The sequence below is a fragment of the Peteryoungia wuzhouensis genome, assembly GCF_003205195.1.
Taxonomy (GTDB): Bacteria; Pseudomonadota; Alphaproteobacteria; order Rhizobiales; family Rhizobiaceae; genus Allorhizobium; species Allorhizobium wuzhouense.
The window spans coordinates 99,957-112,980 of record NZ_QJRY01000004.1 but is presented as its reverse complement, the minus strand read 5'-3'; the positions used below and the strand labels follow the sequence as shown (position 1 = coordinate 112,980).

At 63.0% G+C, this 13,024-nt stretch carries 6 protein-coding genes; all 6 read left to right on the top strand.

Annotated elements, in window-relative coordinates; all coding sequences use genetic code 11:
• Positions 1 to 79 precede the first annotated feature (79 nt).
• The 6 genes from DMY87_RS12065 (at position 80) to glgB (ending at position 13,012) form a co-directional block, all read left to right on the top strand.
• The gene (locus DMY87_RS12065) at positions 80 to 3,424 is read left to right on the top strand and encodes a transglutaminase family protein (RefSeq protein WP_110791618.1); all 3,345 of its coding nucleotides are present in this window, start codon (positions 80 to 82) and stop codon (positions 3,422 to 3,424) included.
• A 4-nt stretch (positions 3,425 to 3,428) separates the two neighbouring features.
• On the top strand, positions 3,429 to 5,843 hold the full coding sequence (locus DMY87_RS12060) for a circularly permuted type 2 ATP-grasp protein (RefSeq protein WP_110791616.1): 2,415 nt from the start codon (positions 3,429 to 3,431) through the stop codon (positions 5,841 to 5,843).
• 4 nt (positions 5,844 to 5,847) lie between these two features.
• Entirely contained in the window at positions 5,848 to 6,729 is an 882-nt protein-coding gene (locus DMY87_RS12055; RefSeq protein WP_110791614.1) for a transglutaminase family protein, read from the top strand.
• 112 nt (positions 6,730 to 6,841) lie between these two features.
• The gene (locus DMY87_RS12050; protein ID WP_110792159.1) at positions 6,842 to 8,071 is read left to right on the top strand and encodes a VWA domain-containing protein; all 1,230 of its coding nucleotides are present in this window, start codon (positions 6,842 to 6,844) and stop codon (positions 8,069 to 8,071) included.
• A 265-nt stretch (positions 8,072 to 8,336) separates the two neighbouring features.
• A complete protein-coding gene (locus DMY87_RS12045; RefSeq protein ID WP_110791613.1) occupies positions 8,337 to 10,799 on the top strand; it encodes a glycogen/starch/alpha-glucan phosphorylase in 2,463 nt (820 codons plus the stop codon).
• On the top strand, positions 10,799 to 13,012 hold the full coding sequence (glgB, locus tag DMY87_RS12040; RefSeq protein ID WP_110791611.1) for a 1,4-alpha-glucan branching protein GlgB: 2,214 nt from the start codon (positions 10,799 to 10,801) through the stop codon (positions 13,010 to 13,012). Before DMY87_RS12045 ends, glgB begins: the two co-directional genes overlap by 1 nt.
• Positions 13,013 to 13,024 lie beyond the last annotated feature (12 nt).

Sequence of the window (13,024 nt, the reverse complement as noted above, 5' to 3'; positions counted from 1 at the left end):
CTTGCTTTATGGCGCTGCATTGCACAAGATCGATGCAAGCCGGAAAAAGCGGCACGGGCGAACAGCGAAACGGTAACGAATGTCGATCAAGGCAAGCATCTACCACCTCACCCACTACAAGTATGACAATCCGGTCCGTCTCGGGCCCCAGGTGATCCGGCTGAAGCCGGCGGCGCATTCGCGCACGAAGGTGATCAGCCACTCGCTTAAGGTCACGCCGGAAAACCACTTCGTCAATCTGCAGCAGGATCCCTACGGCAATTACCTCGCCCGCTTCGTGTTTCCCGATCCGGTGACCGAGCTGAAGATCGAGGTCGATCTCGTTGCCGATATGGCGGTCTACAATCCCTTCGACTTCTTCACCGAGGAAGAGGCGGTCAAATGGCCCTTCGACTACGCCGCCGACATCCGCGACGATCTGGCGATCTATCGGACCCCGGAACCGGCAGGCCCGGCGCTGGAAGCCTTCATGGCGACGGTAGACAAGACGCCCGGCCAAGGCACGGTGGACATGGTTGTCGGCCTGAACGCCCGCCTGCAGCAGCAAATCGGCTATGTCATCCGCATGGAGCCCGGTGTCCAGACGCCGGAGGAAACACTGACCTCGGCGCGCGGCTCCTGCCGTGACACGAGCTGGCTGCTCGTCCAGATCCTGCGCCATCTCGGCCTCGCCGCCCGCTTCGTCTCCGGTTATCTGATCCAGCTCACGCCCGATCTGAAGGCGCTGGACGGTCCCTCCGGCACAGAGGTCGATTTCACCGACCTGCATGCCTGGGCCGAGGTCTATATCCCCGGCGCCGGCTGGATCGGGCTCGACCCGACCTCGGGCCTGCTGACGGGAGAAAGCCACATCCCGCTTGCCGCCACCCCGCATTACAAGAATGCGGCCCCGATCTCCGGCGGTTATATCGGCCAGGCCAATACCGAATTCGCTTTCGACATGCGCGTCACCCGCGTCGCCGAACATCCGCGTATCACCAAGCCCTTTTCAGACGACAGCTGGGACGCGCTGAATGCGCTCGGCCTCAAGGTCGATGCCGACCTGAAAGCGCATGACGTGCGGCTGACCATGGGCGGCGAGCCGACCTTCGTGTCGATCGATGATTTCCAGTCGGCCGAATGGAACACCGATGCCGTCGGCCCGACCAAACGCGACCTCGCCGACCAGCTCATCCGCCGCCTGCGCGAAAAATTCGCCCCCGGCGGCTTCCTACATTACGGCCAGGGCAAGTGGTATCCGGGCGAAAGCCTGCCGCGCTGGACCTTCTCGCTCTACTGGCGCAAGGACGGCAAGCCGATCTGGCACGACCCCGCGCTGATCGCCGCAGAAAAAGCCGACACCGGCATCACCCACGAGCAGGCCGAGGCCCTGATGGCGGGCATCGCCGGAGAGCTCGAGATCGAGCCCGAAATGATCATCCCGGCCTATGAGGATCCGGCCGAATGGATCATCAAGGAAGGCAGCCTGCCGGAAAATGTCGATCCGTCCAATTCCAAGCTCGAAAGTGCTGAAGAGCGCGCCCGCATCGCCAAGGTCTTCGAGCGCGGCCTCACCACCCCGACCGGTTATATCCTGCCGGTCCAGGCCTGGAACGCCAAGGCCAGCGGTCGCCGTTGGGTGAGCGAAAAGTGGCGCACCCGTCGCGGCAAGATCTTCCTCATCCCCGGCGACAGTCCGATCGGCTTCCGCATGCCGCTCGGCACCCTGCCCTATGTGCCGCCGTCGCAATACCCCTATATCCACACCACGGACCCCTCGATCCCGCGCTCGCATTTGCCCGATTTCGGTCCGAAGATGAGTGAAGGCCGTGCGATGCCGGAAGCCTCCCGCAAGAGCGGGGAAGGTCAGCAGGACCGCAACGAGCAGAACATCACGGGCTCGGCCGGCGATATCAGGGGCGCCGTGCGCACCGCCATGAGCGTCGAACCGCGCGACGGAAGGCTTTGCGTCTTCATGCCCCCGGTCGAAGCCATCGAGGACTATCTGGAGCTGGTGGCAGCCGCCGAGACGGCCGCCCGCAATCTCGGCCTTCCCGTCCACATCGAAGGTTACGCCCCGCCGCAGGACGAGCGCATCAACGTCATCCGCGTCGCCCCCGATCCGGGTGTCATCGAGGTCAACATCCACCCGGCCGACAGCTGGGAAGACTGCGTTGCAACCACCAACATCATCTATGAAGAGGCCCGCCAGACGCGGCTCGGCGCCGACAAGTTCATGATCGACGGCCGCCACACCGGCACCGGCGGCGGCAACCATGTCGTGGTCGGCGGTGCCAACCCGGCCGACAGCCCCTTCCTGCGCCGCCCCGACCTGTTGAAGAGCCTCGTTCTGCACTGGCAGCGCCACCCGGCGCTCTCCTACATGTTTTCAGGCATGTTCATCGGCCCGACCAGCCAGGCACCGCGTTTTGACGAAGCGCGGCACGACAGCCTCTACGAACTGGAGATCGCGCTTGCCCAGGTGCCGCTGCCGGCCAGCGGTGCGGCAGCCCCCCTGCCCTGGCTCGTCGACCGGCTGTTCCGCAATCTTCTGACCGATGTCACCGGTAACACCCACCGCTCGGAAATCTGCATCGACAAGCTGTTTTCGCCTGACGGTCCGACGGGGCGTCTCGGCCTCGTCGAATTCCGTGGCTTCGAAATGCCGCCAAACCCGCGCATGTCGCTTGCCCAGCAGCTCCTTGTCCGCGCGCTCATCGCCCGCTTCTGGAAGAACCCGATCGGCGGTGGCTTCGTGCGCTGGGGCACCAGCCTGCATGACCGTTTCATGCTGCCGCATTATCTCTGGCTGGATTTCCTCGAAGTTCTGGCCGATCTCCGCGAAAACGGCTTCGACTTCAAGCCGGAATGGTTCGCAGCCCAGCTCGAATTCCGCTTCCCCTTTGTCGGCGAGGTCGAATACGAGGGGTCTAAGCTCGAACTGCGCCAGGCGCTGGAGCCCTGGCATGTGATGGGCGAGGAAGGCGCGATCGGCGGCACCGTGCGCTATGTCGACTCCTCCGTCGAGCGGCTGCAGGTGCAGTTGGAGACCGCCAATCCGGAACGCTATGTCGTCGCCTGTAACGGCCGCCAGGTGCCGCTGCGCAAATCGGTGGTCAATGGCGTGGCCGTCGCCGGCGTGCGCTACAAGGCCTGGCAACCGGCATCGGGCCTGCATCCGGTTCTGCCCGTCAACACACCGCTAACATTCGACATCTATGATACGTGGTCTGCCCGGTCCATCGGGGGCTGCGTCTACCACGTCGCCCATCCCGGGGGCCGGACATACGATACTTTCCCTGTGAACGGGAATGAAGCGGAAGCCCGTCGGCTTGCGCGTTTCGAGCCTTGGGGCCATACAGCCGGTTCCTATCCATTATGGCCCGAGACCGTGTCGCCGGAATTCCCGCACACACTGGACCTGAGACGACCGCAGGGTATCTGATCCGATGGCACCAAAGACGGCAGCGGAGCTCTCTCCGCCGGAGGCAGCGAATGGCACGGCCCTTCTGGCCGGCTATCGCGCGCTGGCGGGTGCTGCCGATGAAATGCTCGACAACAAGGGCAATGTTCGCCCGGTCTGGCAGCCTTTCGTCTCGGCCATTGAGACCATGGCCGAGCAGGAACTCGACGAACGCTTCGCCCGTGCCGACCGCTATCTCCGTGATGCCGGTGTCTTCTACCGCGCCTATGGCGCGGGGGGATCGAGCGAGCGGGCCTGGCCCTTCTCGCACATACCGGTGCTGATCTCGGACGCCGAATGGCAGGTGCTGGCGGACGGCCTCGTCCAGCGTGCGAACCTGCTGGAAGCTGTCGTTTCCGACATCTATTCGGAAAACCGGCTGGTGCAGGAAGGCTTTTTGCCGCCGCAGCTGATCGCCTCCAATCCGGAATTCCTCCGCCCCCTTGTCGGCATCAAGCCGGCCGGTGGCCACTATCTGCATTTCTGTTCCTTCGAGATCGGCCGAGGACCTGATGGCAACTGGTGGGTTCTGGCCGACCGGACGCAAGCCCCCTCCGGTGCCGGCTTTGCGCTGGAAAACCGTGTCGCCACCGCCCGCGCTTTCTCCGATCTCTACGCCGAAACCCATGTGCACCGCCTCGCCTCCTTCTTCGGCGCCTTCCGCAAGGCGCTGCAGGGGCGCCAGCAGAGCGCCGACGATCGCATCGCCGTTCTCTCTCCAGGCCCGGCAAACGAGACCTATTTCGAGCACGCCTATATCGCCCGTTATCTCGGCATCATGCTGCTCGAAGGTGAGGACCTGACGGTTGTCAACGGCAAGGTCATGGTCCGCACGGTGGCCGGTCTCAAACCCGTCAGCGTGCTCTGGCGCCGCCTCGACGCGGCCTTCGCCGACCCGCTGGAACTCGACCAGAATTCCTATATCGGCACGCCCGGCATGGTCGATGCGCTGCGCAATGGCTCCGTCACCTTCGTCAACGCGCTCGGCTCCGGCATCCTCGAAACGCGCGCGCTGCTCGCGTTCATGCCCACGCTCTCGCGCCATCTGCTCGGCGAAGAGCTGAAGCTGCCCTCCATCGCCACCTGGTGGTGCGGCCAGAAGGCCGAGCGCGAACACGTCGCCCGCAATCTCGACCGCATGGTCGTCGGCTCCGCCTTCTCCCGCCTGCCCTTCTTCGACGACAATGGTCGCTCGGTGCTGGGGTCGCGTTACAAGGATCCGCAGAGCCGCAGCATCTCGGAATGGCTGGAAGCCGAAACCGGCAATCTCGTCGGCCAGGAAGTGGTGACGCTTTCGACCACGCCCGCCATGGTCGATGGCAAGCTGACCCCCCGGCCGATGTCGCTGCGCGTCTTTGCCGCCCGAACCAGGAACGGTTGGCAGATCATGCCTGGCGGCTTTGCCCGCATCGGCAGCGGCTCCGATGTCTCGGCCATCGCCATGCAGTCCGGCGGCAGTGCAGCCGATGTCTGGATCGTTTCCGACAAGCCGGTCGACCGCACCTCGCTGTTGCCGGCCGAAGAAAGCTTCACCCGCAACATGCCGGGAAGCCTGCCGAGCCGCGCGGCCGACAACCTCTTCTGGCTCGGCCGGTACATCGAGCGGGCCGAAGGTGTCCTGCGCATCCTGCGCGCCTGGCACGCGCGTTATGCCGAAAGCGCCAATCCGGATCAGCCGCTGCTGGCCTTCGTCAGCGACTACCTCGCCGACATCGACGTCGACACCAAGACCGGCGTGCCCGAAAGCCTGCTGCGCAACATCGACAGCGCCGTCTATTCCGCAAGCAACATCCGCGACCGTTTCTCGCCCGATGGCTGGCTTGCCCTGAACGACCTGTCGAAGACGGCGAAACGCTTCCACGAACGGGTCAAACCCGGCGACGATGCCGCCCATGCGATGACCATCCTGCTGCGCAAGCTGGCGGGTTTTGCCGGTCTCGTGCATGAAAACATGTATCGCTTCACCGGCTGGCGCTTCCTGACGATCGGCCGCCTCCTGGAACGTGGTCTGCACATGACCCGCCTGCTTGGCCGGATGACCGGGCCGGACGCTCCCGATGGCGCCCTCGACATGCTCTTGGAGATCGGCGACAACGTCATGACCCATCGCCGCCGCTACAACGTCTCGACGGCGCGTCTGACCGTGACCGACCTTCTGGCGCTCGACCCGCTCAATCCGCGCTCGATCCTCTTCCAGTTGAACGAGATCCGCATCGAGGCCGAGCAACTGCCGAACGCCATGGTCAATGGCCAGATGTCGATGCTCTTCCGCGAAGCCATGCGCCTGCATTCGGGGCTCGCGGTGATGACGCCGGAAGCGATGAGCGCCGAGGTCTATACCAATCTCGAGCGCGAGCTGGAGAAGTTCTCCGACATCCTCGCCCGCACCTATCTGAATTGAGCCGATGCTGTACGATCTCTCGCTCCACATCGGTTACAAATACGAGGTCCCCGCCTCAGGCGCCCATCACATGCTGCGCCTGTTGCCCTTGTCCCTGCCCGATCGCCAGCGGCTGGTCGCCGGCGCCGTAACGGTCACGCCGGAGCCGGACGAGATCGCCACCTTTGAAGATTTCTTCCACCATCCGACCCGCCATGCGATCCTGCGCGCGCCTCACGAGACGCTCGACATCCGCATGCAGGCCCGTGTCATGGTCCAGCCGGTGCCGGTCCCGGCCGACTTCTCGCCGATCCTTGACCGGATGCCGCAGGAACTCGCCGAAACCTGGACGCTGGATGCCGCCTCGCCGCACCATTTCCTCGGCGTCAGCCCACGGCTGCCCCGAGACCGCGAGATTGCGGCCTATGCCCGCAAGGACCTGAAGCCGAGCATGACGGTGCGCCAGATTGCCGAGCAGCTCTGCGCCTCCATCTTCAAGGATTTCAAATACGACCCTGAGGCGACGACGGTGGACTCGACGCCCGGCGAAGCCTTCACCAAGAAGCGTGGCGTTTGCCAGGATTTCTCCCATGTGATGATCGTGGCACTCCGCAGCCTCGGCATCCCCGCCGGTTACGTCAGCGGCTTTCTGCGCACCATCCCGCCGCCAGGCAAGGAGCGCCTGGAGGGGGCAGACGCCATGCATGCCTGGGTCCGTGTCTGGTGCGGCAAGCTGACCGGCTGGATCGAACTCGATCCGACCAACAACATCTCGGCCGGCACCGACCATATCGTCGTCGGCTACGGTCGCGACTATTCCGACGTTGCTCCCGTGATCGGGGTTTTAAAGAGTTATGGCAGCCACAAGACCGATCAATCCGTCGATGTCGTCCCCGTGAAGCCGTAATTCAGCACATTTGCTCGAATTTTACCGTCTTCTTTAAATCGAATGGAACGGGTCCACCCCTATAAATCGTCCATAGCCTGCGTTTGGGTGGACCTGCGTTTGGATGGACATGATGACTAGGACCAAGACACAGAAATCTTCGATCTTCGCGCGGCTCGCCGCCTGCCGTTCCGGCAACTTCGGAATGATGACAGCTATTCTCATGCCTGTCGTCGCCGCCGGAGCAGGTGTTGCCATCGATTACAATCGCATGGTCCAGATCAAGACACTGCTGCAGGACTCCGCCGATTCCGCAGCCCTGGCCGCAGCAAACGCGCTGGCCGTCAAAAACGTCTCCGACGAAGAAGCCATCGCACTCGCCAAGCAATTCATGGCCGCGCAGTTCTACAACATCGTCCCGCGCAACGACAGCTCGACCGAAGACGGTGCCGCCGCCCCGGTCGATATCGACAAGGCCGCTGTTGCCAGTGTTGAGCGCCAGACGTCAACCAGCGGCAAGACATTCGATGTCGAACTTGCCGGCTCATACACAATGGAGACGAACGGCATGACCGCCCTCCTGGGCTGGAAATCCGTGACCCTCAAGGTGACCGCAAGCGCGCAGAGCACCACGGAAAGCAAGAATGCTCTGTCGATGTTCCTCGTGCTCGATCGCTCCGGCTCGATGGCGGAGGACACGAGCACCGTCAATGGTGCCAAGCCGCTCAAGACGGTCAAGTATGACTGTGGCTACTATCAGGGTGACAAATGGATCTCCCGGACCTGCAGCTATCAGGCTACGAACTACTATTCGAAGATCGAATCCTTGAAGCTCGCCGTCGGCAGCCTGACCACACAGCTGACCAAGGCAGATCCGCTGAGCAAATACGTCCGAACCGCAGCCGTGTCCTATAACGCTTCTATGCAGAACCCGACGACTCTGCAGTGGGGTAGCGCCACCGCCCTGACCTATGTCCAGGCACTGACTGCGACCGGCGGCACCGATTCGTCCGGCGCCATGGCGCGAGCCTATAGTGACGTCTCGGCTTCGTCGGAGGACACTGCTCACAAGAACAAGAACGGCCAGGTTCCAAGCAAGTTCATCATCTTCATGACCGACGGCGACAACAACCAATCGAGCGCAGACACCAAGACCAAGGCCACCTGCGATACCGCGAAGAAGGCCGGCGTCCAGATTTTCACCGTGGCCTTCATGGCCCCGAGCAAGGGCCAGTCCCTCTTGAAATACTGCGCCTCCAGCACGTCCAATTATTATGACGCACAGAACGCCGCGGAGCTCGTTGCAGCCTTCAAGGAGATCGGTGACAAGGCCGTCCAGGCGTCGACCCGCCTGACCAACTGACACGGTCCCAAAGCGTTTTCGGAGAATTCGCTGGCATTGGCCGCGCCCCACCGGGTCGCGGCCTTTCCATGTCCATGACCAGACAAACAACCCTCTGAAAAATCAGGTATTTGCAACAAACCTGATATTCGCGAACAATTTCGCGCGGCCACTCACGGGCCTGTTGCATGTGTATCATATCGATGCGTAAACTGGCGGCGAAGGGGGTGACCGCCGAGAGCGGACTTGGCGGTGCCCTGCGAACCGAGCAACGCCAGGCGGACCGATGATCAAGACCCCCCACAAAGCCGACCTTCCCCTTCCCAAGCGCGGTGCATCTGACCCGGCCGCCCTTGCCGCCGAAATCATGGACAAGCTGACCTACAGCATCGGCAAGGATGCCAAGGTCGCAACCCCGCATGACTGGCTGACCGCCACCATCCTCGTGGTCCGTGACCGGATCATCGACACCTGGATGGAATCGACCCGCGGCACCTACATGAACAACGGCAAGCGGGTGTATTACCTGTCGCTGGAATTCCTGATCGGCCGCCTCCTGCGCGACGCCATGTCGAACCTCGGCCTGATGGACGATATTCGAGACGCTCTGCAGTCGCTCTCGGTCGAGTTCGACGTGATCGCCGGTCTCGAACCGGATGCAGCCCTCGGCAATGGCGGCCTCGGCCGGCTCGCCGCCTGCTTCATGGAATCGATGGCGACCGTCAACATCCCGGCTTACGGTTACGGCATCCGCTATGTGCACGGCCTCTTCCGCCAGCAGATGGCGGAGGGCTGGCAGGTCGAGCTGCCGGAAAGCTGGCTCGCCCACGGCAACCCCTGGGAATTTGAACGCCGCGAAAGCTCCTACGAAATCGGCTTCGGCGGCACGGTCGAGACGATCGACGCGCCGGATGGCGAGCTGCGTTACGTCTGGAAGCAGGGCGAGCGCGTGATTGCCACCGCCTATGATACGCCGGCCGTCGGCTGGCGTGGCGAGCGCGTCAACACGCTGCGCCTGTGGTCGGCCCAGCCGATCGACCCGATCCTGCTCGACGCCTTCAATGCCGGCGACCACATTGGTGCGCTGCGCGAAAGCAACAAGGCCGAGTCCCTGACCCGCGTCCTCTATCCGGCCGACGCCACGCCGGCCGGCCAGGAGCTGCGCCTGCGCCAGGAATTCTTCTTCTGTTCGGCCTCCCTGCAGGACATCGTCCGCCGCCACCTGCAGCAGGGCAACACGCTGGCGCAGCTGCCGGAAAAGGTCGCGATCCAGCTCAACGACACCCACCCGGCCGTCTCGGTCGCCGAACTGATGCGCCTTCTGGTCGACGTGCACGGCGTGAACTTCGACGAGGCCTGGGAGATTTCCTCCAAGACCTTCTCCTACACCAACCACACGCTCCTGCCCGAAGCGCTGGAAAGCTGGCCGGTGCCGCTCTTCGAACGCCTGCTGCCGCGCCACATGCAGCTGGTCTATGCGATCAACGCCAAGATCCTGCTCGACGCCCGCAAGAACCGCGGCTTCAACGACCAGGAAATCCGCCACATCTCGTTGATCGACGAAAGCGGCGATCGGCGCGTGCGCATGGGCAACCTCGCCTTCATCGGCTCCCACTCGATCAACGGCGTCTCGGCCCTGCACACCGAACTGATGAAGGAGACGGTCTTTGCCGATCTCCACAAGCTCTATCCGACCCGCATCAACAATAAGACGAACGGCATTACGCCCCGCCGCTGGCTGATGCAGTGCAACCCGGATCTGACGAACCTGATCAAGGAAGCGATCGGCGCCGAATTCCTCGACGACGCCGACAAGCTGAAGGCGCTCGACGCTTTCGCCGACGACGCCTCGTTCCAGCAGAAGTTCGCCGCCGTCAAGCGCGCCAACAAGGTGCGGCTCGCAAGCCTCGTTGCCGGCCGCATGGGCATCCGGCTCGATCCGGACGCCATGTTCGACATCCAGATCAAGCGCATCCACGAATACAAGCGCCAGCTCTTGAACATCATCGAGACCGTCGCCCTGTTCGACCAGATTCGCTCGCACCCCGAGCGCGACTGGGTGCCGCGCGTCAAACTCTTCGCCGGCAAGGCGGCGCCGAGCTATCACAATGCCAAGCTGATCATCAAACTGGCCAACGACGTCGCCCGCGTCATCAACAACGACCCCTCGGTGCGCGGCCTGCTGAAGGTCGTCTTCGTCCCCAACTACAACGTCTCGCTTGCCGAAGTCATGGTACCCGCTGCCGACCTCTCCGAGCAGATTTCCACCGCCGGCATGGAAGCATCCGGAACCGGGAACATGAAGTTCGCGTTGAACGGTGCATTGACCATCGGAACACTCGATGGCGCCAATGTCGAAATGCGCGACCATGTCGGGGAGGAAAACATCGTGATATTCGGAATGACCGCGGACGAGGTCGGACGGGTGCGTGCGGAAGGACACAATCCCCGCACCGCCATCGACGCCTCGCGCGAGTTGCAGCAGGCCCTGTCCTCCATCTCCTCCGGCGTCTTCTCGCCCGATGACCGCGAACGGTATGCCGGCCTCATGCAGGGCATTTATCAGCACGACTGGTTCATGGTTGCCGCCGATTTCGACGCCTATGCCCAGGCACAGCGTCAGGTCGACGAGATCTGGAACGGCAAGTCGGGCTGGTATTCCAAGACAATCCGCAACACCGCACGCATGGGCTGGTTCTCCTCGGACCGCACCATTCGCCAGTACAATGCGGACATCTGGAGAGCCTGATGGCAAAATCGCCGAAGAAGAACGGTGTCGACCCCAAGCCGGATACACCGTCGGCGGCCGAAATTGAGGCCATCATCAATGGCACGCATGGCGACCCCTTCGCCTTTCTCGGTTTGCAGCAGCATGAGGGCGGCTTCGTCGCACGCTGCTTCATACCCGGCGCCGAGACGGTCACGGCCCACACCCTGTCGGGTGAGGCGATCGGCGAGCTGACCCGCCGGCATGATGCGGGCTTCTTTTCCGGCCTCGTCAAGGCGACGAGCCTTCAGCCCATCCGCTACCGCGCCACCCGTGGCGACGATGAGTGGATGGTGACGGATCCCTACAGCTTCTGGCCGATCCTCGGCCCCATGGATGACTACTTCATCCGCGAAGGCTCGCATCTGCGGCTGTTCGACAAGATGGGCGCCCATCCGGTCAGGCATCAGGGCGTCGACGGCTTCCATTTCGCCGTCTGGGCACCGAACGCCCGTCGGGTCTCCGTCGTCGGCGACTTCAACGACTGGGACGGGCGGCGCCACGTGATGCGCCTGCGTCGCGACACCGGCATCTGGGAAATCTTCGCGCCCGATGTGCGATCAGGTGCGACCTACAAGTTCGAGATCGTCGGCCCGCATGGCGAGCTTCTGCCGCTGAAGGCCGACCCTTACGCGCGCCGTGCCGAACTGCGGCCGAAGAATGCCTCGGTCACCACGGGCGAACTGGAACAGGTCTGGGAAGACGAGGCACACCGGAAGCACTGGGCGAGCATCGACCAGCGCCGCCAGCCGGTCTCGATCTACGAGGTGCATGCCGGCTCCTGGCAGCGTCGCGATGATGGCTCGATGCTGTCCTGGGACGAGATGGCCGAACGGCTGATCCCTTACTGCGTCGACATGGGTTTCACCCATATCGAGTTCATGCCGATCGCCGAACACCCCTATGATCCATCCTGGGGTTACCAGACGACCGGCCTCTATGCCCCGACCGCCCGTTTCGGCGAGCCGGAGGGTTTTGCCCGCTTCGTCAACGGCTGCCACAAGGTGGGTCTGGGTGTCATCCTCGACTGGGTCCCGGCCCATTTCCCGACCGACGCGCATGGCCTTCGCCATTTCGATGGCACCGCGCTCTACGAACATGCCGACCCGCGCCAGGGTTTTCACCCGGACTGGAACACGGCGATCTACAATTTCGGCCGCCTCGAAGTCCTGTCCTACCTGATCAACAACGCGCTTTACTGGGCCGAGAAATTCCACCTCGACGGCCTGCGCGTCGACGCTGTCGCCTCGATGCTCTACCTCGATTATTCCCGCAAGGAAGGCGAGTGGATCCCGAACGAATATGGCGGCCGCGAGAATCTGGAGGCCGTGCGTTTCCTTCAGCAGATGAACCACCATGTCTATGGCAGCCATCCCGGCATCATGACCATTGCCGAGGAGAGCACCTCCTGGCCCAAGGTCTCGCAGCCCGTGCATGAAGGCGGCCTCGGCTTCGGCTTCAAGTGGAACATGGGCTTCATGCACGACACGCTGAGCTATTTTGCCCGCGACCCGATCTACCGCAAGCATCACCACAGCGAACTGACCTTCGGTCTGCTCTATGCCTTCTCGGAAAACTTCGTCCTGCCGATCTCCCATGACGAGGTCGTGCACGGCAAAGGCTCGATGCTCGCCAAGATGCCCGGCGACGACTGGCAGAAATTCGCCAATCTCAGGGCCTATTACGGCCTGATGTGGGGCCATCCCGGCAAGAAACTGCTCTTCATGGGCCAGGAATTTGCCCAATGGGGCGAATGGTCCGAGGAGCGGTCGCTGGACTGGAACCTGCTCGCCTATGCCCCGCACGAAGGCATGCGCCGCCTGATCCGCGATCTCAACTCCACCTACCGCTCGAAGCCGGCACTGCATGCCCGCGATTGCGAGGGTGACGGCTTTGAATGGATCGTCGGCGACGACCAGGACAATTCGGTCTTTGCCTGGCTGCGCAAGGCGCCCGGAGAAAAGCCGATCGCGGTCATCTGCAACCTCACCCCGACCTATCACGAGCGCTACGAATTGAGCTTGCCAGTCGCTGGCCGTTGGCGTGAGATACTGAACACCGATGCCGAGATCTATGGCGGCAGCGGCAAGGGCAATGGTGGTCGCGTGGAGGCGCATGCCACGGGAAGCGATTGGGCAAAGGCGGGGCTTACCCTGCCGCCTCTGGCCGTGATCATGCTGGAACTGGAACACTAAGGGGAGGATAAC